General features: G+C 68.1%; 27 protein-coding genes. 21 read left to right on the top strand and 6 right to left on the bottom strand.

Features of this window, described 5'->3' with window-relative positions; genetic code table 11:
• Positions 1 to 61 precede the first annotated feature (61 nt).
• The 17 genes from hpaR (at position 62) to ACEOAB_RS00500 (ending at position 14,908) form a co-directional block, all read left to right on the top strand.
• Entirely contained in the window at positions 62 to 496 is a 435-nt protein-coding gene (gene hpaR, locus ACEOAB_RS00580) for a homoprotocatechuate degradation operon regulator HpaR (RefSeq protein WP_007836792.1), read from the top strand.
• Positions 493 to 1,128, top strand: coding sequence for a fumarylacetoacetate hydrolase family protein (locus tag ACEOAB_RS00575; protein ID WP_413749546.1), 636 nt, complete (start codon positions 493 to 495; stop codon positions 1,126 to 1,128). Before hpaR ends, ACEOAB_RS00575 begins: the two co-directional genes overlap by 4 nt.
• A complete protein-coding gene (locus ACEOAB_RS00570; protein ID WP_413749547.1) occupies positions 1,125 to 1,895 on the top strand; it encodes a fumarylacetoacetate hydrolase family protein in 771 nt (256 codons plus the stop codon). The genes ACEOAB_RS00575 and ACEOAB_RS00570 overlap by 4 nt, the downstream gene beginning before the upstream one ends.
• Positions 1,896 to 1,942: 47 nt before the next feature.
• The gene (locus tag ACEOAB_RS00565) at positions 1,943 to 2,935 is read left to right on the top strand and encodes a Bug family tripartite tricarboxylate transporter substrate binding protein (protein ID WP_056588121.1); all 993 of its coding nucleotides are present in this window, start codon (positions 1,943 to 1,945) and stop codon (positions 2,933 to 2,935) included.
• A 20-nt stretch (positions 2,936 to 2,955) separates the two neighbouring features.
• Positions 2,956 to 4,422 carry a 5-carboxymethyl-2-hydroxymuconate semialdehyde dehydrogenase gene (gene hpaE, locus ACEOAB_RS00560; RefSeq protein ID WP_413749548.1) on the top strand — a complete coding sequence of 489 codons (1,467 nt, stop codon included), beginning with the start codon at positions 2,956 to 2,958 and terminating at the stop codon, positions 4,420 to 4,422.
• Positions 4,419 to 5,393 (top strand): tripartite tricarboxylate transporter substrate binding protein, encoded by a 975-nt coding sequence (locus tag ACEOAB_RS00555; protein ID WP_413749549.1) that lies wholly within the window; start codon positions 4,419 to 4,421, stop codon positions 5,391 to 5,393. The genes hpaE and ACEOAB_RS00555 overlap by 4 nt, the downstream gene beginning before the upstream one ends.
• A gap of 3 nt (positions 5,394 to 5,396) precedes the next feature.
• Positions 5,397 to 5,732, top strand: coding sequence for an aromatic ring-opening dioxygenase LigA (locus ACEOAB_RS00550; RefSeq protein ID WP_056588131.1), 336 nt, complete (start codon positions 5,397 to 5,399; stop codon positions 5,730 to 5,732).
• Complete coding sequence (locus ACEOAB_RS00545; protein WP_056588134.1) at positions 5,729 to 6,556, top strand: DODA-type extradiol aromatic ring-opening family dioxygenase; 828 nt, start codon at positions 5,729 to 5,731, stop codon at positions 6,554 to 6,556. Before ACEOAB_RS00550 ends, ACEOAB_RS00545 begins: the two co-directional genes overlap by 4 nt.
• A gap of 13 nt (positions 6,557 to 6,569) precedes the next feature.
• The gene (locus ACEOAB_RS00540; RefSeq protein WP_056588137.1) at positions 6,570 to 6,977 is read left to right on the top strand and encodes a 5-carboxymethyl-2-hydroxymuconate Delta-isomerase; all 408 of its coding nucleotides are present in this window, start codon (positions 6,570 to 6,572) and stop codon (positions 6,975 to 6,977) included.
• Between the two features lie 10 nt (positions 6,978 to 6,987).
• The gene (gene hpaH / locus ACEOAB_RS00535; protein ID WP_413749550.1) at positions 6,988 to 7,791 is read left to right on the top strand and encodes a 2-oxo-hept-4-ene-1,7-dioate hydratase; all 804 of its coding nucleotides are present in this window, start codon (positions 6,988 to 6,990) and stop codon (positions 7,789 to 7,791) included.
• Positions 7,792 to 7,803: 12 nt separating this feature from the next.
• The gene (gene hpaI, locus ACEOAB_RS00530) at positions 7,804 to 8,625 is read left to right on the top strand and encodes a 4-hydroxy-2-oxoheptanedioate aldolase (RefSeq protein ID WP_413749551.1); all 822 of its coding nucleotides are present in this window, start codon (positions 7,804 to 7,806) and stop codon (positions 8,623 to 8,625) included.
• A gap of 25 nt (positions 8,626 to 8,650) precedes the next feature.
• Positions 8,651 to 9,121 (top strand): nuclear transport factor 2 family protein, encoded by a 471-nt coding sequence (locus ACEOAB_RS00525; RefSeq protein WP_056588144.1) that lies wholly within the window; start codon positions 8,651 to 8,653, stop codon positions 9,119 to 9,121.
• A 4-nt stretch (positions 9,122 to 9,125) separates the two neighbouring features.
• Positions 9,126 to 10,859, top strand: a complete 1,734-nt coding sequence (gene ilvD, locus ACEOAB_RS00520; protein WP_413749552.1) for a dihydroxy-acid dehydratase — start codon at positions 9,126 to 9,128, stop codon at positions 10,857 to 10,859.
• A 34-nt stretch (positions 10,860 to 10,893) separates the two neighbouring features.
• Positions 10,894 to 11,886, top strand: coding sequence for a Bug family tripartite tricarboxylate transporter substrate binding protein (locus tag ACEOAB_RS00515; protein WP_056588150.1), 993 nt, complete (start codon positions 10,894 to 10,896; stop codon positions 11,884 to 11,886).
• A 142-nt stretch (positions 11,887 to 12,028) separates the two neighbouring features.
• Positions 12,029 to 12,817: a class II aldolase/adducin family protein gene (locus ACEOAB_RS00510; RefSeq protein WP_413749553.1), complete on the top strand. Its 789-nt coding sequence runs from the start codon at positions 12,029 to 12,031 to the stop codon at positions 12,815 to 12,817.
• 13 nt (positions 12,818 to 12,830) lie between these two features.
• Positions 12,831 to 13,808 carry a 2-dehydropantoate 2-reductase gene (locus ACEOAB_RS00505; RefSeq protein ID WP_413749554.1) on the top strand — a complete coding sequence of 326 codons (978 nt, stop codon included), beginning with the start codon at positions 12,831 to 12,833 and terminating at the stop codon, positions 13,806 to 13,808.
• Between the two features lie 92 nt (positions 13,809 to 13,900).
• The gene (locus tag ACEOAB_RS00500; RefSeq protein ID WP_413749555.1) at positions 13,901 to 14,908 is read left to right on the top strand and encodes a MerR family transcriptional regulator; all 1,008 of its coding nucleotides are present in this window, start codon (positions 13,901 to 13,903) and stop codon (positions 14,906 to 14,908) included.
• Positions 14,909 to 14,942: 34 nt separating this feature from the next.
• On the opposite strand, the gene ACEOAB_RS00495 is transcribed toward ACEOAB_RS00500, so the two are convergent.
• The gene (locus tag ACEOAB_RS00495) at positions 14,943 to 15,734 is read right to left on the bottom strand and encodes a hypothetical protein (RefSeq protein WP_495653360.1); all 792 of its coding nucleotides are present in this window, start codon (positions 15,732 to 15,734) and stop codon (positions 14,943 to 14,945) included.
• 58 nt (positions 15,735 to 15,792) lie between these two features.
• On the bottom strand, positions 15,793 to 16,737 hold the full coding sequence (locus tag ACEOAB_RS00490) for a DMT family transporter (RefSeq protein ID WP_056588167.1): 945 nt from the start codon (positions 16,735 to 16,737) through the stop codon (positions 15,793 to 15,795).
• Positions 16,738 to 16,835: 98 nt separating this feature from the next.
• Between ACEOAB_RS00490 and ACEOAB_RS00485 the strand changes: the two genes are divergently transcribed.
• Complete coding sequence (locus tag ACEOAB_RS00485) at positions 16,836 to 17,792, top strand: LysR family transcriptional regulator (protein WP_413749963.1); 957 nt, start codon at positions 16,836 to 16,838, stop codon at positions 17,790 to 17,792.
• On the opposite strand, the gene ACEOAB_RS00480 is transcribed toward ACEOAB_RS00485, so the two are convergent.
• Both ACEOAB_RS00480 and alr read right to left on the bottom strand, forming a co-directional pair.
• Positions 17,743 to 18,480, bottom strand: coding sequence for a hypothetical protein (locus ACEOAB_RS00480; RefSeq protein ID WP_413749962.1), 738 nt, complete (start codon positions 18,478 to 18,480; stop codon positions 17,743 to 17,745). The genes ACEOAB_RS00485 and ACEOAB_RS00480 overlap by 50 nt on opposite strands.
• Positions 18,477 to 19,586: an alanine racemase gene (gene alr, locus ACEOAB_RS00475; RefSeq protein WP_413749961.1), complete on the bottom strand. Its 1,110-nt coding sequence runs from the start codon at positions 19,584 to 19,586 to the stop codon at positions 18,477 to 18,479. Before alr ends, ACEOAB_RS00480 begins: the two co-directional genes overlap by 4 nt.
• A gap of 182 nt (positions 19,587 to 19,768) precedes the next feature.
• Here alr and lplT point away from each other — a divergent pair, with 182 nt between their 5' ends.
• From lplT to ACEOAB_RS00460, 3 genes are all read left to right on the top strand, one after another.
• A complete protein-coding gene (gene lplT, locus ACEOAB_RS00470; RefSeq protein WP_056588182.1) occupies positions 19,769 to 21,073 on the top strand; it encodes a lysophospholipid transporter LplT in 1,305 nt (434 codons plus the stop codon).
• A 139-nt stretch (positions 21,074 to 21,212) separates the two neighbouring features.
• The gene (locus ACEOAB_RS00465; RefSeq protein WP_495653359.1) at positions 21,213 to 22,106 is read left to right on the top strand and encodes a DMT family transporter; all 894 of its coding nucleotides are present in this window, start codon (positions 21,213 to 21,215) and stop codon (positions 22,104 to 22,106) included.
• A gap of 9 nt (positions 22,107 to 22,115) precedes the next feature.
• On the top strand, positions 22,116 to 22,607 hold the full coding sequence (locus ACEOAB_RS00460) for a glutathione peroxidase (RefSeq protein ID WP_056588188.1): 492 nt from the start codon (positions 22,116 to 22,118) through the stop codon (positions 22,605 to 22,607).
• An 18-nt stretch (positions 22,608 to 22,625) separates the two neighbouring features.
• On the opposite strand, the gene ACEOAB_RS00455 is transcribed toward ACEOAB_RS00460, so the two are convergent.
• Together ACEOAB_RS00455 and glcF are read right to left on the bottom strand one after the other, a co-directional pair.
• On the bottom strand, positions 22,626 to 23,063 hold the full coding sequence (locus ACEOAB_RS00455) for a peptidase associated/transthyretin-like domain-containing protein (protein WP_495653358.1): 438 nt from the start codon (positions 23,061 to 23,063) through the stop codon (positions 22,626 to 22,628).
• Between the two features lie 93 nt (positions 23,064 to 23,156).
• Positions 23,157 to 24,389, bottom strand: a complete 1,233-nt coding sequence (gene glcF / locus ACEOAB_RS00450) for a glycolate oxidase subunit GlcF (protein WP_413749958.1) — start codon at positions 24,387 to 24,389, stop codon at positions 23,157 to 23,159.
• Positions 24,390 to 24,407: the final 18 nt, after the last annotated feature.

The following is a 24,407-nucleotide window of genomic DNA, read 5'->3' as shown; positions in this document are numbered from 1 at the left end:
CAGCTAGGAAAGCTCAGCCGAATCATTTAACATGTTAAGTAATTTCAAAGAGAGACGCGTCTTGAGCACGACATTCACGCACCGCAATTTGCCGCGCCTGCTGCTGCAGGCCCGCGAAGCCGTGATGGCCCACACCCGGCCCAGCCTGCGCGAGCACGCGCTGTCCGACCAGCAATGGCGCGTGCTGCGCGTGCTGGGCGAGCACGGCGCGGTCGACACCGGCCGGGTGGCGCGCGAAGCTTTCATCCTCGGGCCCAGCCTCACCGGCGTGCTTGCGCGCATGGAGCGCGACAACCTCATCACCCGCGCGCGCGACCCGGCCGACCAGCGCCGCACCGTGGTCGAGGCCACGCCACACGGCATGAAGCTGGTGAAGCGGCTGGGCACCAGCATCGAGGCGCACTACGACTGGATGGAAAAGTCGCTCGGCAAGGCCAAGCTCGCGCAGCTCTACGGGCTGCTCGACGAACTCATCGCACTGGAGCAACCTTCATGAGCAGCGCCCCCCATTTCCTGCCCACCGGCACGGTGTACGGCACCTTGCTGAACTTTCGCGCCGAAGTGGTGGCGCTCGCGCCGCAGATGACGCAGCCGCCCTACAAGGCACCGCCGAAGGCGCCCGTGCTCTATGTGAAGACAGCCAACACCTGGAGCCCGCACGGCAGCGCCATCGCAGTGCCCGCGGCCGTGCCCGAGGTGGAAATCGGCGCCAGCATCGGCATGGTGATCGGCGCCGAGGGCGACATCGAAGGCTTCGTGCTGATGAACGACCTGTCGATCCCGCATGCGAGCTTCTTCCGCCCGCCGGTGAAGTTCAAGTGCGTCGACGGCTTCCTCGGCATCGGGCCGGTGCTGCGCGACGCACAGGAGGTAGCCGACCCCGCGAACTTCCTTGTCGAGGTGCACATCAATGGCGAACTGAAGCAGTCGATCGACTTCTCGCAGCTCGTGCGCCCCGCGCAGCAACTGCTTGCCGATGTCGGTGAGTTCATGACGCTGGCGCACGGCGACGTGCTGATGCTCGGCTGCGACCTTGGCCGGCCGCTGGCCCGCGCGGGCGATCACATCGACATCTCCGCGCCGGGCTTCGAGACCCTGAGCAACACGCTGGTGAAGGAGGCCGCATGAAGCACGCACGCGTCATCTTCGAAGGCCGCGAGCATTCCGGCACGAGCCATGAGCTCAATGGGCAGCAAGACGCCGCCGCGCGCCTGGACGACGGCCGCATCGTGCCGCAGGAGCAGCTCGTCTGGCTGCCGCCGCTCGCGCCCACGGCACGGCCGCGCACCATCCTCGCGCTCGGCCTCAATTACGCCGACCACGCGAAGGAGCTCGAGTTCAAGGCGCCCGAGGAACCGCTGGTGTTCGTCAAGGGCCAGAGCACGCTCATCGGCCACCGCCAGCGCACGCACCGTCCGGCCGGCGTGCAGTTCATGCACTACGAATGCGAACTCGCCATCGTGGTCGGCAAGACCGCGAAGAACGTGAAGCGCGATGACGCGTATGACTTCATCGGCGGCTACACGGTGGCCAACGACTACGCGATTCGCGACTACCTCGAGAACTGGTACCGCCCCAACCTGCGCGTGAAGAACCGCGACACCTGCACGCCGCTGGGCCCGTGGTTCGTCGACGCGGCCGACGTGCCCGACCCCATGGCTCTTGCATTGCGCACCACCGTCAACGGCACGGTCACGCAGCAAGGCAACACGCGCGACATGATCTTCGACGCGCCTTTCCTCATCGAGTACTTCAGCCGCTTCATGACGCTGTCGCCGGGCGACCTGATCCTCACGGGCACGCCCGACGGCGTGGTCGATTGCAAGCCGGGCGATGTGATCGTGACCGAGATCGAGCACATCGGCGCGCTGGTCAACACCATCGACGTGGCCTGAACCCTTTTCTTTTTCCTGTCACACATCAACAAGCGGAGACAAACGCAATGAACGCCGGAAAGAAAACGCTCGCCCTCGCTGCCGCCCTCGTGGCCGTGAGCGCCTCGATGTTCGCGCTCGACGCGCCTGCGCAGACTGCGGCCTTCCCCACCAAGCCCGTGCGCTGGGTGGTGGGCTACCCGGCCGGCGGCGGTACCGACTTTCTCGCGCGCACGGTCGGCGCGCAGGTATCGCAGCAGGTAGGCCAGCCGGTGCTGGTCGACAACAAGCCCGGAGCGGGCGCGATCATCGCGTCGGAGAACGTGGCGCGCGCACCGGGCGACGGCTACACCGTGTTCTCGGCCGACAACGGCGTGCTGGTCTACAACCCCGCGCTCTACAAGAAGCTCCCCTACGACGCCGAGAAAGACTTCGCGCTGGTCGGCATGATGGGCCGTTCGCCGCTCATCCTCACGGCCGCGCCCAATGCCGGCATCGCCGATGCCAAGGCATTGCTCACCGCGCTCAAGGCCTCGCCCGGCAAGTACAGCATCGCGACGCCGGGCACCGGCAGCCCGCACCACCTGGCGCTCGAGTTGTTCCAGCGCGAAGCCGGCGTGTCGATGCTGCACGTGCCCTACAAGGGCGGTGCGCCCGCGCTGCAGGACCTGATGGGCGGCCAGGTCGCGCTGATGATGCTCGACCTGCCCAGCGGCGTGAGCGCCGTCAAGGCCGGCAAGGTGGTGCCGCTGCTCGCCATGTCGGCCGAGCGCGTGCCGCAGCTTCCCAACATCCCCACCGCCAAGGAACTCGGCTTCGCCAACGTCGAGGCCTACACCTGGCAGGGCCTCGTCGCGCCCGCGGCCACGCCGAAGGAAGTGCAGGCGAAGCTGGGCGCCGAGCTCCAGAAGGCCATGGCCGATGGCGGCGTGCGCCAGAAGCTCTACGACGCGGGCTGGGAAGCCCGCCCCGCCGACGCCGCTGAAATGACGCGCTACACCGACGCCGAGCGCAAGAAATGGCATGCCTTGATCAAGGCGCGCGACATCAAACTCGATTGAACCGAACCGGACACTTCTTCATGCAACAGATCGACCATCTCATCGGCGGCAAGTCCGTCACGGGCAAGGACTACTTCGAAACGGTCAACCCGGCCACTCAGGAAGTGTTGGCCGAAGTCGCCTCGGGCGGCGAAACCGAAGTAAACGCCGCCGTGGCCGCCGCCAAGGAAGCCTTTCCCAAGTGGGCCGGCCTGCCCGCGCCCGAGCGCGCCAAGCTGATCCGCAAGCTCGGCGACCTGATCGCGAAGCACGTGCCCGAGATCGCGCAGACCGAGACCAACGACTGCGGCCAGGTGATCGCGCAGACCGGCAAGCAGCTGATTCCGCGCGCGGCCGACAACTTCTACTACTTCGCCGAGATGTGCACGCGCGTCGACGGCCACACCTACCCCACGCCCACGCACCTGAACTACACGCTGTTCCACCCGGTGGGCGTGTGTGCGCTCATCAGCCCGTGGAACGTGCCCTTCATGACGGCCACCTGGAAGGTCGCGCCCTGCCTGGCCTTCGGCAACACGGCGGTGCTGAAGATGAGCGAGCTGTCGCCGCTGACGGCCGCTCGCCTCGGTGAACTAGCGCTCGAAGCCGGCATTCCGCCCGGCGTGCTGAACCTCGTGCACGGCTACGGCAAGGAAGCCGGCGAGCCGCTGGTGGGGCACCCCGACGTGCGCGCCATCTCGTTCACCGGCTCCACCGCCACGGGCAATCGCATCGTGAAGAGCGCGGGCCTGAAGAAGTTCAGCATGGAACTCGGCGGCAAGAGCCCGTTCGTGATCTTCGAAGACGCCGACCTCGACCGCGCGCTCGACGCGGCCGTGTTCATGATCTTCAGCAACAACGGCGAACGCTGCACGGCCGGCTCGCGCATCCTGGTGCAGCAGTCGATCTACGCCGACTTCGCGGCGAAGTTCGCGGAGCGCGCGAAGCGCATCACGGTCGGCGACCCGCTCGACGAGAAGACCATCGTCGGCCCGATGATCTCGCAGGCCCACCTGGCCAAGGTGCGCAGCTACATCGAGCTGGGACCGAAGGAAGGCGCGACGATGCTGTGCGGCGGGCTCGAAGCGCCGTCGAACCTGCCGGACCGCGTCAAGAAGGGTAATTACGTGATGCCCACGGTGTTCGCCGATGTCGACAACCGCATGAAGATCGCGCAGGAAGAGATCTTCGGCCCGGTCGCCTGCCTGATTCCGTTCAAGGACGAGGCCGATGCGATTCGCCTGGCCAACGACATCCAGTACGGCCTGAGCAGCTACGTGTGGACCGAGAACATCGGCAAGGCCCACCGCGTGGCCGCCGCCGTCGAGGCCGGCATGTGCTTCGTCAACAGCCAGAACGTTCGCGACCTGCGCCAGCCCTTCGGCGGCACCAAGGCCTCGGGCACGGGGCGCGAAGGCGGCACCTGGAGCTACGAGGTGTTCTGCGAGCCGAAGAACGTGGCGGTGTCGCTGGGCTCGCACCACATTCCGCACTGGGGCGTGGCATGAGCACGCGGCGCCGCACGCTGCTGCAGGGCGCGGCCGCATTCGCGGCACTGCCCTCGCTCGTGGGCGCGCAGGGCACATGGCCCAACAAGCCGATTCGCGTGATCGTGCCCTTCCCGCCCGGCGGCACCACCGACTTCGTCGCGCGGCTGGTGGGCACGGAGCTGTCGAAGGCGCTGGGTCAGCCGGTCATCGTCGACAACAAGCCCGGCGCGGGCACGGTGATCGGCGTCGACGCCGCCGCCAAGGCCGCGCCCGACGGCTACACCTTCGTCTGCGTGGCCAACAGCTTCGCGGCCAATCAGACGCTGATCCGCAAGCTGCCCTACGACACGCAGAAAGACCTGCGCCCGGTCGCCCTGATGGGCATGTCGGAGCACGTGCTCGCCACGCACCCGGCAAGCGGCCTGAAGACGCTGGCCGACCTGCGCAACCAGGCCAGGGCCCAGCCCGGCACGCTGAGCTTCGCCTCCTTCGGCAACGGCACCTCGGCCCACCTGTCGGGCGAGATGCTCAAGCTGCAGATGGGCCTGGACATCGTGCACGTGCCCTACAAGGGCCAGGGCCCCGCGCTGACCGACCTGCTCGGGGGCCAGGTGACGATGATGTTCGGCAACTGGCCCGAGTTCCGCAGCCATTTGCAGGGCGGCAAGCTGGTGGCGCTGGGCATGGCGACCGCGCAGCGCTCGCAGTACGCGCCAGCCATACCCACACTGGCCGAACAGGGCGTGCCCATCGAGTCCAATTCGTGGAACGGCCTGCTGGCGCCCGCCGGCACACCCGACGCCGTGGTGCAACGCATGAACGCCGAGGTGAACCGCGCGCTCGCCGGGCCGGTGGTGACGGAGGCCTTCCACAAGGGCGGCATCGCGTCGCTGTCGGGCACGCCGGAGCGCTTTGCAACATTCATCCAGAGCGAGATCGCGAAGTACGGCGATGTGATCCGCAAGGCCGGCATCCAGACCGAGGGCTGAACCATGAGCCTCTATGCAATGCAGAAATTCCTGTTCGCGCTCAACCGCGAGCAGGAAGTGCAGCGGCGCTACGCCGAAGGCGGCGCAACGCGCGCGGCCCTGCTGGGCGCCTACGACTTCACGGACGAAGAGCGCGAGGCCATCGACACCGGCGACATCGGCAAGCTCTACGTACTCGGTTGCAACGGCCAGTTGCTGATGCACTTCGCGCCCCTGCTCGGCATTCCGTGGGCCGATTACCTCGAAGCCATGCGCGAAGGCGTGCGCAAGTACGGCCCGGTGCGCGCGGGCATCTATGCAATGACAACCGGCACCGACGAGAAAGTGGCAGGCGTATGAGTCTCGTATTTGCAGGCGTGTGCAGCCACGCCCCCGGCATCACCGGCCGCGCCCATCTGGCGGACCCGGCCGTGAAAGACGAGTTCCATGCGCAGTTCCATCGCTTCGGCGAGGCCATGCGCGCGACGAAACCCGACGCAGTGATCGTGATCGCCGCCGAGCACTTCGCGAACTTCTTCATGAACAACATGCCGGCCTATGCCATCGGCATGGCCGACAGCTACGAAGGCCCCATCGAAGACCCGAAGTGGCTGGGCATCGAGAAGCACACCATTCCCGGCGACGCAGCACTGTCGCAGCGCCTCATCCGCGAGGTGATGCAGACGGTGGACGTGGCCTATGCGGAGGAATGGAAGTTCGACCACGGCATCATGGTGCCGCTGAACTTCCTCACGCCGAACTTCGACACCAAGGTCATCCCCGTGAACATCAACTGCCAGGGCCCGCCGCTCACGCCGCTGCACCGCGCCTGGGCTTTCGGCGAAGCATTGCGCCGCGCCTGCGACAAGGCGCCCGAGCGCATCGCGCTGGTGGGCACCGGCGGCATCTCGCACTGGCCGGCCACGCCCGACTCGGGCAAGGTCAATGCCGCGTGGGACGCCGAATTCATGAAGCGCTGGTGCGCCAACGACCGCGAGGGCATGCTCTCGCTGGACGACTATGGCGACGAAGCCACCTACCGCGAAGCGGGCCAGGGCGGCTTCGAGATCCGCACCTTCATCAGCGTGGCCGCGGCCGCGCGCGGCAAGGGCGAGATCTTCCATATGAAGGCGATTCCGATCTTCGCGGTAACGTGCACGGCCGCGACGATGTCGGTGGAATGAACGGAGAACAGCAATGCCCCATCTGGTGATCCTCTACACGCCGAACATCGAAGCCGAGACCGACATGTCGGCCCTGTGCCGCACGCTGGCCGACACCATGCTGGAGCAGCGCGACGAGGCCGGCAAGCCGGTGTTCCCCATTGGCGGCACGCGCGTGCTGGCCTACCCTGCGGCGCACCACGCGGTGGCCGACGGCAAGGCAGACTACGCCTTCGTTTACCTCAACCTGCGCATGGCCGCGGGCCGCTCCGAGGCGGTGAAGAAGAAGGCCGGCGACGATCTGCTGGCCGCCGTGCGCGCGCACTTCGCGCCGATCTTCGAGCAACGCCACATCGGCATCACGCTGCAGATCGACGAAAGCCCCGGGCAGGTGTACGACGGCAAGCACAGCAACCTGCATCCCCTGTTCAACAAGAACTGAACGAAGCCACATGCTCTCCAAAGCCACCATCGCCCAACTGGCCGCCGAGCTGCACGAAAGCGAGAAGTCGCGCGTGCAGGTCGAGCACTTCTCCAAGCGCTTTCCAGAGATGTCCATCGAGGACGGCTACGCCATCTCGCGCGAATGGGTGAAGACCAAGATCGCCGAAGGCCGCACCGTGAAGGGCCACAAGATCGGCCTGACCTCGCGCGCCATGCAGCAGTCCAGCCAGATCGACGAGCCCGATTACGGCACGCTGCTCGACGACATGTTCTTCGAGCAGGGCGGCGACATCCCGTTCAAGCGCTTCATCGCGCCGCGTATCGAAGTGGAGCTGGCCTTCATCCTCGGCAAGAAGCTGCAGGGCCCGAACGTGACCATCTTCGACGTGCTGGCCGCCACCGACTATGTGGTGCCGGCCATCGAGATCATCGATGCGCGCATCGAGCAGTTCGACCGCCACACCAAGGCGCCGCGCAAGGTGTTCGACACCATCGCCGACAACGCGGCCAATGCCGGCATCGTGATGGGCGGCCGGCCGGTGAAGCCCGACGCGGTCGACCTTCGCTGGGTGAGCGCGCTGCTGTTCAAGAACGGCGTGATCGAGGAATCGGGCGTGGCCGCCGCCGTGCTCAACCACCCGGCCACCGGCGTGGCCTGGCTCGCGAACAAGCTCGCGCCGTGGGACGAATGCCTGGAGGCCGGCGAAGTGGTGCTGGGCGGTTCGTTCACACGGCCGACCACCGCGGTGCCCGGAGACACCTTCCATGCCGACTACGGACCTCTCGGCTCCATCTCGTTTCGCCTTGCCTGAAAGAAAGACGCCATGCACACCCCCATCAACACCTTCAAGCAGGCCCTCGCGGCCGGCAAGCCCCAGATCGGCCTGTGGGTCGGCCTGGCCGACGGCTACGCGGCCGAGATCCTGGCCGGCACCGGCTACGACTGGCTGCTGGTCGACGGCGAGCACGCGCCCAACGACGTGCGCTCGGTGCTCGCGCAGCTGCAGGGCATTTCGAGCGCATGGTCGGCGCAGCCCGAGTCGGAGCGCTCGCACCCCGTCGTGCGCATTCCGGTCGGCGACACCACGCTGATCAAGCAGCACCTCGACATCGGCGCGCAGACGCTGCTGGTGCCGATGGTCGACACGGCCGAGCAGGCGGCGCGGCTGGTGCAGGGCATGCGCTATCCGCCCGAAGGCATCCGCGGCATGGGCAGTGCGCTGGCGCGCGCCTCGCGCTGGCAGGCCTACCCCGACTACCTGCACGAAGCCAACGCACAGACCTGCCTGCTGGTGCAGGCCGAGACGGTCGAGGCAATGAAGAACCTCGACGCCATCGCAGCCACGCCGGGCGTGGACGGCGTGTTCATCGGCCCGGCCGACCTGTCGGCCTCGATGGGCTTCGTGGGCCAGCCCAACCACCCCGAGGTGCAGGCCGTGATCGCCGACGCGATTGCGCGCATCCGCAAGGCCGGCAAGGCGCCGGGCATCCTGTCGACCACCGAGGAGCAGGCGCGCAAGTGGCTCGCGGCCGGCGCGCTGTTCGTGGCAGTGGGCGTGGACACCATCGTGCTGGCGGCGGCGGCGAAGCAGCTGCTGGCCAGGTACAAGGCCGCGCCCGGCACCGCCTCGCCCAACGGCTACTGATTTTCTTCACACCGGAGCACGCTCGATGCAACGCATGACTTTGGCGGCCATCGCCACAGCAGCCACCCTCTTCCTCGCCGCCTGCGCGCCCATGGGCGCCGGCAAGCAAGGCGCGACCGTCCAGCAGGAAGCCAACCGCCAGGCGGTGCTCGCTTTCTACGAAAAAGGCCTGAACCAGAAGGACGCCGACGCAGCGCTGCAGTACGTGGGCAGCCGCTACGTGCAGCACAACCCCACGGCGGCCGACGGCCCCGAGGGTTTCCGCAAGTTCATCGCGTTCCTGCGCGAGAAGTTTCCGAACTCGCACAGCGACATCAAGCGCAGCTTCGTCGACGGCGACTACGTGATCCTGCACGTCAACGCGGTGCGCGAGCCGGGCACGCGCGGCAGCGCCATCGTCGACATCTTCAAGCTGGAGAACGGGAAGATCGTCGAGCACTGGGACGTGGTGCAGCCCGTGCCCGAGACGGCCGCCAACAAGAACGGAATGTTCTGACCCCATGACCGCGCCCGCCGACCCACCCAAGCGCTTTCGCTCCGCCACCATCCGCGAGGGCACGATCCGTGCAACCACGCGCAGCTTCCTGCATGCGCTGGGACAGGACGACGAGGACATCGCGCGCCCGCACATCGGCGTGTTCCATACGGGCGGCGAGATGAGCCCGTGCAACCTCAACCTGCGCGAGCAGGCGCAGCACGCCAAGACCGGCATCTACGCGGGCGGCGGCACGCCGCACGAATGCCCGGTGGTGTCGATCAGCGACGGGCTGACGATGGCGCATTCGGGCATGCGCTTCTCGCTGATCTCGCGCGAGCTGATCGCCGACAGCGTGGAAGCCTCCACGCGCGGCCATCAGTGGGACGGCATTTTCGCCATCGGCGCCTGCGACAAGAACCTGCCGGGGCTGATGATGGGCATGGTCCGCTGCAACGTGCCCAGCGTGTTCGTGCACGGCGGCTCCGCGCTGCCTGGCCAGATGCCGGGACCGGACGGTCGCGACCTGAACGTGGTCGACACCTACGAGACCATCGGCAAGGTGCTGGCCGGCACCGCCACGCACGACGAACTCGACGCCATGAGCCGCGCCTGCCTGCCCACGGCCGGCGCCTGCGCGGGGCAGTTCACGGCCAACACGATGGGCATGGTGTCCGAGGCGCTGGGCCTCGCGCCCATCGGCTCGAGCATGGTGCCCGCAGTGTTCAGCGAACGCGCGCCGCTGATGCGCCGCGCCGCGAAGACGCTGATGAAGGCGGTGATGGGCGACAGCCCGCTGCCGCGCGACATCGTCACGCGCAAGGCGCTGGAAAACGCCTGTGCCGTGGTGTCGGCCACGGGCGGTTCGACCAACGCCGCGCTGCACCTGCCGGCGATTGCGCACGAAGCCGGCATCAAGTTCCACCTCGACGACGTGGCCGAGGTCTTCGCGCGCACGCCGCTCATCGCCGACCTGCGTCCGGGCGGCCAATACCTTGCGCGCGACGTGTTCTACATCGGCGGCGCGGGCGTGATCCTGCGCACGCTGCTGGAGCAGGGCTTCCTGCATGGCGATGCGCTCACCTTCACCGGTCGCACGATGGCCGAGGAGTTGGCCGGCGCCCTTGCGCCTGATGGCCGCGTGGTGCGCGAGGCCGGCAACCCGATCACGCGCGACGGCGGCCTCGCGGTGCTCAAGGGCAACCTCTGCCCGGACGGCGCGCTGCTCAAGACGGCGGGACTCCAGGGGCTGGTGTTTCGCGGGCCGGCGCGCGTCTTCAACTCGGAGGAAGAAGCGCAGACCGCCGTGCAGAACCGCTTGTACGAACCCGGCGACGTGATCGTGATCCGCAACGAGGGGCCCAAGGGCAGCCCCGGCATGCGCGAGATGCTGGGCATCACCGCCCTGCTCTACGGCCAGGGCATGGGCGACAAGGTCGCGCTGCTGACCGACGGGCGCTTCTCGGGCGCCACGCGCGGCCTGTGCATCGGCTATGCGGGGCCCGAGGCGGCCGACGGCGGACCGATTGCGGCGCTGCGCGACGGCGACGTGATCGCCATCGACGCGCGGGCCGAGGCACGCTCGATTTCGGTCGATCTCACGGCCGAGGAAATCGCCGCGCGGCTCGCCCGACGTGAGGTAAACGCGGGGGCGGCCCGCGGGGGCTTGCTGGAAAAATACGCGCTCACCGTGCGCCCTGCCCACCAGGGCGCCGTGACCCACTCGGGCGCGGTCACCTGGCTGCGCGACGAGTCCTGACAGATCCTCAACAACCATCCAGAGAGACATCATCATGAGCTTCACGCGCCGCCAGATCCTGCAGACCACCAGTGCCTCCGCCTTGATGGCCAGCCTCGGCCAGAACGTCTTCGCGCAGGCGATGAACATCGAGACCGCCACCATCGTCACCGGCTTCGCGGCCGGCGGCACGTCGGACACCACCTGCCGGCGCCTTGCGACAAAGCTCAGCCCCGAGTACGCGAAGGTGGCGGTGGTCGAGAACCGCACCGGCGCGGGCGGCCAGATCGCCGTGAGCTACGTCAAGGGCCGCCCCGCCGACGGCAGCACCATCCTGCAGACGCCGACCTCGATCCTCACGATCTACCCGCACATCTACAAGAAGCTGCCGTACGACCCGATGGTCGACATCACGCCCGTCAGCCTCGCCTGCATCTTCGACTTCGGCTTTGCCGTGGGCCCGGCCGTGCCGGCCAGCGTGAAGACGGTGCCCGAGTTCCTGGCCTGGGCCAAGGCCAATCCGGCCGGCGCCAACTACGGTTCGCCCGCCGCGGGCTCCACGCCGCACTTCATCGGCGCGCTGCTGGGCAAGAAGGGCGGCGTCGAACTCAAGCATGCGGCCTACCGCGGCACGCAGCCCGCCATGCTCGACCTGCTGGGCAGCAACATCTCGGCGGTATCGGGGCCGATCGGCGACATCACACAGCACCTGCCCTCGGGCAAGGTGCGCATCCTGGGCGTCTCGGGCGCCAAGCGCAGCCGCTTCGCGCCCGAGGTGCCCACCTTCGGCGAACAGGGCATCAAGGACATGGCGCACAGCGAATGGTTCGCCTTCTTCCTGCCGGCCAAGGCCTCGCCCGAGCTGGTGGCGAAGCTGAACACCGCAATGAAGAACGCGCTCGCGCAGAAGGACGTGATCGACGGCCTCGGCACCTTCGGCCTGGAGGCGATGTCTTCCACGCCGGCCGAGCTGACGGAACTGTTGAAGAAGGACACCGCCAAGTGGGCGCCGATCGTGAAGGAAGTCGGCTTCACAGCGGAGGGTTAGACCACCCCGTTTCTTGCTCACTTCGTGTAGCCGAATCCCCCTCAAGGGGCAACACCAGCGGCCCGGCAAAGCCGGTTCCGCGGCGTTCCCCGCGAAGAATCCGGGGCCACAGGACGAGCAAGTTTTTTTTGAAGGAACTGCCATGAACACACTCGCCACCGCGCCTTCGGCGCTGGTCCATCCCTCGATCCACCCCGACGAGCGCGCCGCGCGCGAAGAGCTCGCGGCCTGCTACCGCGTGTTCGCGATGCTGGGCTGGACCGAGATGATCTACAACCACATCACGATGCGGCTGCCCGACAGCGTGACGGGCGGGGAGAAGCAGTTCCTCATCAACCCCTTCGGCCTGCACTACAGCGAGGTTACGGCCAGCAACCTGGTGAAGATCGACCTGCAGGGCAAAGTGCTCGACGGCTCGACCCATCCGGTGAACCCGGCCGGCTTCACGGTGCATGCCGCCATCCACGACGGCCTGCCCGGCGCGCACTGCGTGATGCACACGCACACCACGGCCGGCGTGGCCGTGGCCTGCCTGCAGGGCGGCCTGCAGCAGACCAACTTCTATACCGCCCAGCTGCACGACATGGTGGCGTACCACGACTTCGAGGGCATCACGATCCATGCCGACGAAGGCCCGCGCCTGCTCAAGAGCATCGGCAACCGCAACGCGGTGATCCTGCGCAACCACGGGCTGCTGGCCTGGGGCCAGACGCTGCCGCAGACCTTCGCGATCCTCTGGACGCTGCAGCGCGCCTGCGAGATTCAGATGGCCACCTTCTCGATGGGCGCGGCAATTCCGGTGAGCGAAGAGATTGCGCAGCGCTGCACGCGCGACGCGCTGCAGTTCAGCCCCGAGCATGGCGCGGGGCAGGACGTGTTCAATGCGCTGGTGCGGCAAGTGGACCGCATCGACCCGAGCTACCGCAACTGAGGCACCTGTTCCCATGAAGATTTGCATCTACGGCGCCGGCGCGATCGGCGGATGGATCGGCGCCGGCCTCGCACAGGCAGGCCAGCGCCTCAACGTGGTGGCGCGCGGCGCCACGCTCGATGCGCTGCAACGCGACGGCCTCTCGCTCATGCGTGGCGACGTGCGCACGCGCGTGCCGGTCAATGCCGTGGCCGACCCCGAAGCGCTCGGTGTTCAAGACCTGGTGGTCATCGCCGTGAAGGCGCCCGCGCTGGCCGGCGTGGCCGAGCGCATCGGGCCGCTGATCGGCGCCGACACCATCGTGCTGGTCGCGATGAACGGCGTGCCGTGGTGGTTCCTCGAAGGCGGCTTCGGCGGCGAGATTACGGGCCACCGGCTCGCGGCGGTGGACCCCGAAGGTGCTATCGCCAAGGCCATTCCCTCGCGCAACGTGGTCGGCTGCGTGGTGCACGCGAGCTGCTCGCTCGACGGGCCCGGCGTGGTGCGGCATCACTTCGGCAACGGGCTGATCGTGGGCGAGCCTTCGGGCGAGGCCACGCCGCGCGTGCAGAAGCTGGTCGAGCTGCTGAACGCCACGGGCATCGACACCACGCTGTCGCCGCAGATCCAGAAGGACGTGTGGTTCAAGCTGTGGGGCAACATGACGGTGAACCCGATCAGCGCGCTGACGGGCTGCACCACCGACCTGATCATGGACGACGACTACGTGCGCGGCTTCATCTCGGCGGTGATGCTGGAGGCCAAGGAGATCGGCCGGCGCATCGGCATCGAGATCACGCAGAGCCCGGAAGACCGGCATGCGATCACGAAGAAGCTCGGCGCGTTCAAGACCTCGATGCTGCAGGACGTGGAAGCCGGCCGCTCGGTGGAGCTGGACGCGCTGGTGACCGTGGTGCGTGAGCTGGGCGAACTGACCGGCGTGGCGACGCCGTTCACCGATGCGCTGCTGGGGCTGGCGCGCTTGAGGACGCGGCAGCTCGGCCTGTACTGAGCCGAGGCCGCCCCGGTCGCAAAATCACTTGACCCGGCCCCTGCGGCCGCCTTGATAAAGGCGCTGTCCGTTCCAAGCCAAGAGGTGATTTTGTGAATTCTCCAGCCGCTCGATTCCTGAGCCCGTCCGAAGCCGCCCGGCGGCTCGGCGTTTCCGCCAAGGCGCTGCGTCTGTACGAGCAGCGCGGGCTGCTGACGCCGGCCCGCACCGAGGCGGGCTGGCGCTCCTACGGACCCGACGAAATGGCCCGGGGCTCCGAGATCGTCGCGCTGCGCACGCTCGGCCTGAGACTTGCACAGGTGGCGCGTGTGCTGCAGGGCGACGCCGCGGGGCTGGAGCCGGCCCTGGCGGCGCATCAGGCGCTGCTCGAGGGGCGCGTTCGCCAACTCGGCGGCACCATCGAGAAGGTTCGCGGCCTGCGCGCCGACCTCGACCGAGGCCAGGCACCGACAGTCGGCGAACTGACGCGCCTGCTGCAGCCGGCCGGCGGACTCGACATCGCGTTCGAGCTTCCGTGGCCCTGGGGCGGTGAACGCTTCGAGCTGCGCGGCATCCGGCCGCTGAACTACATCGTCGGTCCGCTGGGCAGCGGGAAGACACGGCTGGCGATGCGACTGGCCGAGACCATTCCGGGCGCTGCGTTCCTCGGGCCGGACCGCTCCGCAAGCCCCGGCGCGGCGCTCGCACCGGCTGTCGCCGAAGCATTGGCGTGGTTGATGGAAGACGGCGCCACAGCCTCCGATGCGCTCATCGCCTTGCTGGCCGGACTGACGGCAGAGGGACCATCGGCGCTGGTGGTCGACCTGGTGGAACAGGGGCTGGACCACGCCACCCAGCAGGCACTGATTGCGCACCTGCGCCGTCGCGGACCCGAGGGCCGGCCGCTCTTCTTGCTCACGCGCTCCTGCGTGATCCTGGACCTGGCCGCGGTGGGCGATGAAGAATCGATCATCCTCTGCCCCGCCAACCACAGCCCGCCGACGCTGGTCGCACCGTACCCGGGCTCCGCGGGCTACGAGGCCGTCGCGACCTGCCTGGCCACGCCGGAAGTGCGGGCGCGCACGCAGGGCGTCATCGCGTGGCAGCCCGAGGCTGCGTGAGGCCGGGCCGTGCAGGCCGGCGCCGCGCGAAAAATTACCAGCGCTTTTCGGGAATGGCCGCCAGCGCTTCGATGCAACTGGCCACGGCCTTCGCGCGCTCGTCGCGCACCAGTTGCCAGTTGTCGGCCTTCCACTGCGTCCACGCGACGGGCTCCGACTGGTAGAAGCACGTCGCCGGCGGGCGCATGAAGCCGGGGCGGCCGAGCTCGGCACCGAACTTCAGGCGGAACAGCTCGTCCGAGCCCGCCAGGTTTTCATAGACCAGGTGCCAGGGGCCGGGATGCAGCGGCGTGTCGGCCTCCTTGGGGACCTGCCGCGCCGCTTCGATTTCCTCGGGCGTGGAGCCGTCCGTCAGCGCGGTCGCATAGGCGGCTTCGGCGCGTTTGCGATAGATGCCGGTGGCCACCTTGCTCAGCGCATCGTTGAGCTCGCTCATCGCGGGGTTGACGCTCGCGGGATCGTCCTTGCATTCCTCCAGCGTGTCGCCGGCCAGCTCGTCCTTCGAGAAGCCCTGCGCGCCGACACTGACGCGGCCCGTGAACATCGAGACGGCGACGCTCAGCGCAACCTGCCCCGCGACGTTGCCGATGGTGCTTTCGCGCCGGATCACGCGCAGGCGCTCGTAGCCGGGTTTGTAGGAGCCGCGGTTGAAGCGGACCCGGGTTTGCGGCACGGGTTGCTGCGGGGTCGCGGTGGGCGGGGTTTCGGCGGCAGCCGCAACGGGTGCGGGTGCCGGCACGTCCGGCTCGGCATGCGCGGAAAGGCCGATGACGGTCAGCGCGACGCCGCACGTCCACCATGTGGTGTTCTGTTTTTTCAGACTCATGTCACAAATTCCTCCGGCACGGATTGTCCCGCAACGGAGGCATTTCTCTCGCGTGCCTTCAGCGAAGATCCGGTTGCGGCAGCGTCACCCACCACGCCGCCACCACGATCAGCAAGCCCCCCGCCCATCCCCAGGGGCCGATACGTTCCCCGAACCCATACACCGCGATCAGCGCGCCGAACACCGGCTCGCTGCCCATCAGCAGCGACACCCGGCTCGGGCTCGAACGCGAGGCCGCGTGGTTCTGGGCGAAGAACGCGAAGACGGTGCACAGCAGCACGAGGTACGCCATGCCCCACCAAAACGAGGCCGTGGCGGGCGGCATGTGCCACGTGCCGTTGGCCGGCGAGGCGACGAGCGAGATCGCCGCCGCACCGATGGCCATCACGCCCGACTGCACGGCCGTCAGCGTCAGCGCCGGCAGCGCGTGCCGTCCGGCCAGCCGGCGCGTCATGCACACCATCACGGCGCGCAGGAAGGCGGCGATCACCATCAACCCGTCACCCCAGCCGAGCGACAGGTCTGCAGGCGAAGTGGCCGACAGCATCGCCGCGCCGAACGCCGACAGGCCCGCCGCCCAGAACACGCGTCGCGCCGGCCGCTGGCCCAGCAGCCACCATTCGACAAAGGGCGTGATCGCCACGCACAGGCTGATGAGGAAAGCGGCGTTGCTCGCGCTGGTCAGCGACACGCCGAAGGTCTCGCACACGAAGATCGCCAGCAGGTTCGCGCCGAGCAGCCCGCCCACCGCCAGGCCCTGCCGCCACTGCGTGTTGAACAACGGCCTCAGCGCCGGCAGCAGCACGACGAAGGTCAGTCCGAAGCGCAGCGCGATGAACTCCAGCACGGGCAGTTGCTGCGTGGCCTGCTTGGCGACCGCATAGCTGCCGCCCCACACCGCCGCCACGAGCAGCAGCATGACTTCGGCGGCGCCGATGCCCGCCCACTTGCTGGCGCCCGGCGCGCCCCATGCGACCGCGCCGCCCTTTTGCTTTGAACCCATACTGTCGACCCGCCGTCCATGAACAACCCACAAGGGAAGAATTGTTCTGGGCATCACCCGGGCCGCACAGCCGTCGGCCGGAACAGGACTATTGCGTCGTGGGAACGAATTCATTTCTCAAAGTGCTGCCCGAGATGGTGACCTTCCTGCGGGTCGCCGAGCTGGGCAGCTTCTCCGCAGCGGCCGATCTGCTGGGCATGACGCCATCGGCCGCGAGCCGGCAGGTGAAGCGGCTCGAAAAGGAAATCGGCGTGCAGCTGCTGCAGCGCACGACGCGCCAGCTGCGGCTGACCGAACCCGGCGCCGAGGCCTTCGCGCGCTGCCGCGAGCTGGTGCTGGCGGCGCAGGGCGCGATGGAGATCGGGCAGCAGTTCTCCAGCAAGCCGAGCGGACTGGTGCGCATCAGCGCGCCCAAGGCCTTTGCGCGGCGCGTGCTGCATCCGCACATCCTCGGCTTCCTGCAGCGCTATCCGGATGTGGACGTACAGCTCATCGTGGCCGACCGCGACGTCGATGCGATCCGCGAGGGCGTCGACCTGGTGGTGCGGCTGACGACGGAGCCGCCCGAAGGGCTGGTGGCACGCAAGCTGATGGCGGTGGAACACATCCTGTGCGCAACGCCCGCTTACCTGGCGCGGGACGCAACGGCCATCGCGCACCCGAACGACCTGCTCGCGCACAGCTGCCTGTCGCTCGGCGAGCGTGAGCGGGACAACCACTGGCGATTCAGGAAGAGCGGCGAAGAAGACGCAGAGGTCGTCGTGCGCGGCCGCTACATCTCCAACCACAGCGAGGTGCGGCTCGAAGGCGCGCTGGCGGACCTCGGCATCGCCTGCGTGCCGGTGTTCATGGCGCGCGACGCGCTGGACGCGGGCAGCGTGGTTCGCGTGCTGGCGGATTGGGAGTTCCAGGGCAACTACCACGGACACGCCTACATCCTGTACCCGCCCAGCCGCTTCATCGCACCCAAGTGCAAGGTGCTGGTCGATCACCTGCTCGGTGCGCTCAGTGCTTCTTCTTCAGCAGGACGCGCACAGCCTCGGGCAGGGAGTTGACCTGCGGCATGAAGTGGTCGAGCAGCGCGCCCAGGGCCACCGCGCAGACCACCGCGCCCAGCAGCGGCTTCCATGTGAGCCGCACGGCCGCCATGAGCCAGCCCTCGCGCGCCACGCGCACCGCGGCGCGGGCCGACACGTACGAGAACGCGACCTCGATGGCCACGGCCAGCAGCGCGTCCCAGCCGAAGTACAGCAGCACGAGCGAGCCGGCGCCGAGCACGACGGCTGCGCAGATCAGGAAGATGGCGATCACCGGCACGACGATGACTGCGCCTTCGTCCGCCCCGCCCGCGATGTCGAGCGCGCCGCCCGCCGCATCGGACAGCACGCTGCTGTCGCCACCGCTGCCCAGGCGACTGCCCACGTCGAACGCGAACTCGCCGGCATCGGCGCCGTCGCCCACGTCGGCATCGAGCTTCGACCGGCCCTCGACCAGCCGTCTGGCCCACCAGCGCAGCACGAGCAGATAGCCCAGGTACCCCACGCCCAGCGTGAGAAAGTAGCGCACCGCCAGCGAGTCCACATGCAGCAGGTGCATCTGCAGCGCCGACACGCCCCACATCAGCAGCATCGTGAACGTGCCGATCAGGATGCCATGCGTGCGCAGGCTGTAGCTGCGGTGCAGGTCGCGTTCGACCTGCGTTTCCCACAGGCGCACGGAGCGCCAGTCGGAAAGGATCTTCATTGGCCCTCGGTGGGGGCCGGATCGGCGAAAGGCACGCGCTGCGCCACGGCGCACATGAGTTCGTAGCCGATCGTGCCCGCGGCCTTCGCAACCTCGTCGATGGGAAGCACCGCGCCGGTCTTCGCGGACTTGCCCCACAGCGTGACCTCGCTGCCGAACTTCGCGTCGGGCACGTTCGTGAGGTCGACGGTGATCATGTCCATGCTCACGCGGCCGACCATGTGGGTGCGCACGCCGTTCACCAGCACCGGCGTGCCGCTGTCGCAGTGGCGCGGATAGCCGTCGGCATAGCCGACCGCCGCGATGCCGATGGTGAGCGGCCCCTGCGCCGTGAACCTGGAACCGTAGCCGATGGTGTCGCCGGCCCTCAGCGTTTGCACCGAGATGATCTGGGTCGACAGCGTCATGGTGGGCTGCAGCTGCCAGTGCGCCGCATCGTGCTCGGGAAAATCGGGCGCGCTGCCGTACAGCAGGATGCCGGGGCGCACCCAGTCGCCGCGCGTCTGCTCGGCGTGGCGCAGCGTGGCGGCGCTGTTGGCGATGGAGCGCTCGCCCGGCAGGTCGCGCGTGGCGCGCTCGAAGGTCGCCAGCTGGTGGGCGATGCCGCGCGCGCCGTCGGCGTCGCTGAAGTGGGTCATCAGCGAGATCTCGTCGACCTGCGTCAGCGCGTTCAGGCGGGTCCAGGCGGAGCCGAAGCGCTCGGGCGTAAAGCCCAGGCGGTTCATGCCCGAGTTCATCTTCAGGAACACGCGCTGCGGCTTCAGGGTCTTGTGAGCGGCGAGCATGTCGATCTGCTCGTCGCAGTGCACGGTGTGCCAGAGGTCCAGCCGCGAGCACAGCTCCAGATCGCGGGCGTCGAACACGCCTTCGAGCAGCAGCACCGGGCCGCGCCAACCGAGTGCGCGCACGCGCTCGGCCTCCGCCAGGTCGAGCAGCGCGAAGCCATCGGCGCCGCGCAAGCCTTCATAGACCCGCTCGATGCCATGGCCATAGGCATTGGCCTTGACGACGGCCCAGACGCGGGCCTCGAGGGCCGAGCGACGCGCCCGCTCGAGGTTGTGACGCAGGGCGCCGGTGTGGACGGTGGCGAGAATGGGACGCGGCATGGGAATTCCGGGGAAGACTCGGGGACAATGCAGACCACGTTTTAGCATCTTCGGGAATGGGGTTGAACACCGTAGGGATCCCTAATTCCGCGTCTCACCCCCATGCTATAACCGCCCATTCGCCCGCAGCGCAACACTTTTTCACTACCGCCAGCAGACCCCTCTGGCCAGCCAGCCCATCGATGAAGCGCGGTTTCTACACGATCATGTCGGCCCAGTTCTTTTCGTCGCTGGCCGACCAAGCGCTTTTCGTTGTTGCGGTCGACCTCATGCGAAGTTCGGGCGCGCCCGAATGGCAGCGCGCAGCCCTGGTGCCTATCTTCGCGGTCTTCTATGTGGTGCTCGCGCCGCTGGTGGGCGCTTTTGCCGATGCCTTGCCCAAAGGCAAGGTGATGTTCATCAGCAATGCCATCAAGGTGGTTGGCTGCCTGATGATGCTGTTCGGCTCCCATCCGCTGCTGTCGTATTCGATCGTGGGGCTCGGCGCCGCGGCGTATTCGCCGGCGAAGTACGGCATCCTGACCGAGCTGCTGCCGGCGTCCCAGCTGGTGAAGGCCAACGGCTGGATCGAAGGGCTGACCATCGCGTCGATCCTGCTGGGCATCGTGCTCGGCGGCACGCTGGTGGGGCACGCCATTTCCAGCAAGCTGCTGGCCTTCGACCTCCCGTTCATCGATACCGGCATCGACTCACCGGCCGAGGCCGCGATCTCGGTGCTGATCTTCGTCTACGTGCTGGCGGCATGGTTCAACACGCGCATCCCACACACCGGCGTCGAGATGCGCCCGCTGCGCTCCAACCCCGAACAGGGCCTGGCGCGCAACATCGCCGCGCTGCTGCCCGACTTCTGGCACTGCAACGCCCGCCTGTGGCGCGACCGCCTCGGCCAGATCTCGCTGGCCACCACCACGCTGTTCTGGGGCGCGGGCGGCAACCTCAAGTACATCGTGCTGGCCTGGGCCTCGCTGGCTCTGGGCTACAACACCACGCAGGCCTCGGCGCTGACGGGCGTGGTGACCATCGGCACGGCCGTGGGCGCGGTCGTGGCCTCGATGCGCATGCGGCTGGACATGGCCACGCGGGTGATCCCCATGGGCATCGCGATGGGGCTGATGGTGATCTGCATGAACTTCATCGGCAACGTGTGGCTGGCGGTGCCGTTCCTGATCCTGCTGGGCGGCCTGGGCGGTTTCCTGGTGGTGCCGATGAATGCGCTGCTGCAGCATCGCGGCCACAACCTGATGGGCGCGGGCCGCTCCATCGCGGTACAGAACTTCAACGAGCAGGCCTGCATCCTCCTGCTCGGCGGCTTCTACAGCGTGTGCACGGGCCTTGGCCTCTCGGCGTACGGCGCGATCAGTGCGTTCGGCCTCGTGGTGGCGGGATGCATGTGGCTCATCAAGCACTGGTATGACAGCAACCTGAAGAAATACCCGGAAGAGATCGAGCATCTGCTGGCCATCGCCCGCAGCGACAAGCATCATTGACCTCCCCCAGGCTGCGTGTTCCTGGGCTCTCCCCCAGGCTGCGCGCACTTCGTGTCGCTGCGCCTTCCCCCTCGCCGGGGGCGACACCGGAGGCCCGGCAAAGCCGGTTCCTCGGTGTCCCACGAAAATTCCCGTCCCAATGCAAGCAGCCCTCGCGCTCGTCTTCAACGCCTTCGTCTGGGGCATTTCGTGGTTTCCGTTTCGCCAGATCGCGAGCCACGGCCTGCATCCGCTGTGGGCCACCTGCCTGATCTACCTGGTCATCGCCGCCGCGATGGGGCTTTTGCGACGGCACGCGTGGAAAGGCTTCGCTGCCTTTCCGATGCTGGCACTGCTGGGCCTCGCGGCCGGCTCCACCAACGTGGGATTCAACTGGGCCGTGACGCAGGGCGACGTGGTGCGCGTGGTGCTGCTGTTCTACCTGATGCCGCTGTGGAGCGTGCTGCTGGGCTGGCTGCTGCTCGGCGAGCGGCCGACCGGCGGCGCGCTGGCGCGCGTGGCGCTGGCGCTCACCGGCGTGGTGGTGGTGCTGAAGGCGCCCGGCACCGAGTGGCCGGTGCCGTCGAGCCTGCCCGACTGGCTGGGCGTGGCGGCGGGCTTCAGCTTTGCCGTCACCAACATCGCGCTGCGCCACCTGCGGCAGGCCCCGGGCGAGTCGCGCGCGCTGTCGATGTTCTGCGGCTGCGCCTTCGTGGCCGGCGCCGCGGCGCTGGGCGGCACCGCGCTCGGCGCATTCGATTCGCCGCTGCGCGCCTCGCCGGGCTGGTTCGGCTGGGCCGTGCTGCTGGGCACCGGCTTCGTCTTCGCCAACGTGTGCCTGCAATACGGCGCGGCCCGGCTCACGGCCGCTGCGACCTCGGTGATCATGCTGTCGGAGGTGCTGTTCGCGAGCGTGTCGTCGGTGGCGCTCGGCGCGGCCACGATGGAGCCGCGCATCCTCTTGGGCGGCGCGCTGATCGTGCTGGGCGCCGTCTGGTCGGCGTTTGCACGAACGCCCGGGCGGAGTGATGATCGCGCCTCTTCCCCCACCTGAGGAAACAGCATGACCAGCGTCTACGACTTCGAGGCCAACCGGATCGACGGCAAACCGGTAAAGCTCTCCGCCTTCAAGGGCAAGGTGCTGCTGATCGTCAACACCGCCAGCAAATGCGGCTTCACGCCGCAGTTCGCGGGGCTGGAGGCGCTGCACGAGAAGTACGCTGACCAGGGGCTCGCGGTGCTGGGCTTTCCGTCGAACCAGTTCGGCGCGCAGGACCCGGGCACCAACGAGGAAATCGGCGCCTTCTGCACCACGAACTACGGCGTGAGCTTCCCGATGATGGAGAAGATCGACGTGAACGGCAGCAACGCCGCGCCGCTGTACCAGTGGCTCACAAAGGAAAAGCCGGGCCTGCTGGGCAGCACGGCCATCAAGTGGAACTTCACCAAGTTCCTCATCGGGCGCGACGGCACCGTGCTCAAACGCTACGCGCCGCTGGACACGCCGGCCTCGCTGACGCGCGATGTGGAAGCGGCGCTGGCGGCGGCCGGCTGAGGCTGCCAGCAGCCTGGCCTAGAACCTGAAGTCAGCCGTCTTCGAGCCACCGCCCACCGTCACGGTCTCGCTCTTGACGGCACCGCCAGGAGCGGCGGCGTCGATCACGTAGCGCCCGTTCGGCAGGTCGACCAGGCAGACCGGGCCGTTGGCGCGGAACGCGAGCGCGGCAGCGCTGTTGGCATCGCCGCCCTTGATCGTCACGTCGACATTGGCCAGGTAGGCGCCGTCGGTGCGCGCGAACAGCAGGGCCAGCGGATGGTCCTTCATGGCGGCGCGCATGGCCGTCGATTCGTCGGAGCCGATGCCGCCGCACACATAGCGCGCCGCGCCCGCGCCCTGCCAAGACGGCATGTCGCCTTGCGCCTGCGCGGCCATCGCACCGGCCGCGCAGAGGCAGGCCAGCAGCACGCGCCGCAGCGTGAAAGAAACGAGGGGTGCCTGAACATGGAACATTGCGCAGCCTCCTTGCTAGCGGATTCGGTGCCGCCATGATGCGCCGCGAACGGCGCCCGCGCGAGTCGGACCGCGCCCTCCCCCGCTGTGCGATCAGGCCGCGTCCAGCGCCGCGTCGAGCAGCTCGATCCAGTGCCGCACCGGTGTGTCGCCGCTGCCGCTTTGCAGGTGCGTGATGCAGCCGATGTTGGCCGACGCGATGGTGGCGGGCTGCAGCTGCTTCAGGTGCTCCAGCTTGCGGTCGCGCAGCGGATAGGCCAGCTCGGGCTGCAGCACAGAGTAGGTGCCCGCCGAGCCGCAGCACAGGTGCGATTCGTTCATTGCCACGCGGATGTCGAAGCCCAGCGCGCGCAGGTGCGTCTCGACGCCGCCGCGCAGCTTCTGGCCGTGCTGCAGCGTGCACGGCGGGTGGTAGGCCACCACGCCCTGCGGCGCGCGCACGCGGGCCTTCAGGGCAGGCACGAGGTCCGGCAGCAATTCGCTCAGGTCGTGCGTGAGCTCGCTGATGCGCGCCGCCTTCAGTGCGTAGGCCGCGTCGTGCTGCAGGATGTGGCCGTACTCGCGCACGGTGACGCCGCAGCCCGAGGCGTTCATCACGATGGCCTCCACCTCGTTACGCTCCACGAAGGGCCACCACGCGTCGATGTTGGCGCGCATCTGCGCCTTGCCGCCGTCCTGGTCGTTGAGGTGGAACTTCACCGCGCCGCAGCAACCGGCTTCGGGTGCGATCACCGCCTGTATGCCGGCCGCGTCGAGCACACGCGCGGTGGCACTGTTGATGTTCGGCATCATCGACGGCTGCACGCAGCCCGCGAGCATCAGCACCTTGCGCGCGTGCGTGGCGGTGGGCCATGCGCCGGCCTCCTGCTTCGCGGGCACCTTGGCCTTCAGCGCCTCGGGCAGCAGGCCGCGCACCGACTGGCCCAGCTTCATCGCGGGGCCGAAGAACGGTGACGGCAGGCCTTCCTTCAGCACCCAGCGCTGCGCAGATTCCATTGCGGGACGCGGCACTTTCTCGTCGACTATCTTGCGGCCGATGTCGACCAGGTGGCCGTACTGCACGCCGCTCGGGCAGGTGCTCTCGCAGTTGCGGCAGGTGAGGCAGCGGTCCAGGTGCAGCTGCGTGCTGCGCGTGGGCGCCTTGCCCTCGAGCACCTGCTTGATGAGGTAGATGCGCCCGCGCGGGCCGTCTAGCTCGTCGCCGAGCAGCTGGTAGGTCGGGCAGGTGGCGGTGCAGAAGCCGCAGTGCACGCACTTGCGAAGAATGGCTTCGGCCTCGCGGCCTTCGTCGGTGCCTTTGAATTCGGGGGCGAGCTCGGTTTGCATGGCGTCGTGGTTTCTTGT

The organism is Variovorax sp. Varisp53, from assembly GCF_059491555.1.
Note: the sequence above shows the minus strand (reverse complement) of the source record. Positions and strands in the feature narration are given on the sequence as shown.

Coding starts and splice junctions, on each gene's coding strand:
- ACEOAB_RS00575 (WP_413749546.1), top strand. CDS start 493: ATGAGCAGCGCCCCCCATTTCCTGCCCACCGGCACGGTGTACGGCACC.
- hpaI (WP_413749551.1), top strand. CDS start 7,804: ATGCACACCCCCATCAACACCTTCAAGCAGGCCCTCGCGGCCGGCAAG.
- ACEOAB_RS00570 (WP_413749547.1), top strand. CDS start 1,125: ATGAAGCACGCACGCGTCATCTTCGAAGGCCGCGAGCATTCCGGCACG.
- ACEOAB_RS00480 (WP_413749962.1), bottom strand. CDS start 18,480: ATGAAGATCCTTTCCGACTGGCGCTCCGTGCGCCTGTGGGAAACGCAG.
- ACEOAB_RS00505 (WP_413749554.1), top strand. CDS start 12,831: ATGAAGATTTGCATCTACGGCGCCGGCGCGATCGGCGGATGGATCGGC.
- ACEOAB_RS00550 (WP_056588131.1), top strand. CDS start 5,397: ATGAGCCTCTATGCAATGCAGAAATTCCTGTTCGCGCTCAACCGCGAG.
- lplT (WP_056588182.1), top strand. CDS start 19,769: ATGAAGCGCGGTTTCTACACGATCATGTCGGCCCAGTTCTTTTCGTCG.
- ACEOAB_RS00565 (WP_056588121.1), top strand. CDS start 1,943: ATGAACGCCGGAAAGAAAACGCTCGCCCTCGCTGCCGCCCTCGTGGCC.
- ACEOAB_RS00465 (WP_495653359.1), top strand. CDS start 21,213: ATGCAAGCAGCCCTCGCGCTCGTCTTCAACGCCTTCGTCTGGGGCATT.
- ACEOAB_RS00540 (WP_056588137.1), top strand. CDS start 6,570: ATGCCCCATCTGGTGATCCTCTACACGCCGAACATCGAAGCCGAGACC.
- ACEOAB_RS00495 (WP_495653360.1), bottom strand. CDS start 15,734: ATGAGTCTGAAAAAACAGAACACCACATGGTGGACGTGCGGCGTCGCG.
- ACEOAB_RS00525 (WP_056588144.1), top strand. CDS start 8,651: ATGCAACGCATGACTTTGGCGGCCATCGCCACAGCAGCCACCCTCTTC.
- ilvD (WP_413749552.1), top strand. CDS start 9,126: ATGACCGCGCCCGCCGACCCACCCAAGCGCTTTCGCTCCGCCACCATC.
- ACEOAB_RS00455 (WP_495653358.1), bottom strand. CDS start 23,063: ATGTTCCATGTTCAGGCACCCCTCGTTTCTTTCACGCTGCGGCGCGTG.
- glcF (WP_413749958.1), bottom strand. CDS start 24,389: ATGCAAACCGAGCTCGCCCCCGAATTCAAAGGCACCGACGAAGGCCGC.
- hpaH (WP_413749550.1), top strand. CDS start 6,988: ATGCTCTCCAAAGCCACCATCGCCCAACTGGCCGCCGAGCTGCACGAA.
- hpaE (WP_413749548.1), top strand. CDS start 2,956: ATGCAACAGATCGACCATCTCATCGGCGGCAAGTCCGTCACGGGCAAG.
- ACEOAB_RS00510 (WP_413749553.1), top strand. CDS start 12,029: ATGAACACACTCGCCACCGCGCCTTCGGCGCTGGTCCATCCCTCGATC.
- ACEOAB_RS00490 (WP_056588167.1), bottom strand. CDS start 16,737: ATGGGTTCAAAGCAAAAGGGCGGCGCGGTCGCATGGGGCGCGCCGGGC.
- ACEOAB_RS00515 (WP_056588150.1), top strand. CDS start 10,894: ATGAGCTTCACGCGCCGCCAGATCCTGCAGACCACCAGTGCCTCCGCC.
- alr (WP_413749961.1), bottom strand. CDS start 19,586: ATGCCGCGTCCCATTCTCGCCACCGTCCACACCGGCGCCCTGCGTCAC.
- ACEOAB_RS00460 (WP_056588188.1), top strand. CDS start 22,116: ATGACCAGCGTCTACGACTTCGAGGCCAACCGGATCGACGGCAAACCG.
- ACEOAB_RS00555 (WP_413749549.1), top strand. CDS start 4,419: ATGAGCACGCGGCGCCGCACGCTGCTGCAGGGCGCGGCCGCATTCGCG.
- ACEOAB_RS00545 (WP_056588134.1), top strand. CDS start 5,729: ATGAGTCTCGTATTTGCAGGCGTGTGCAGCCACGCCCCCGGCATCACC.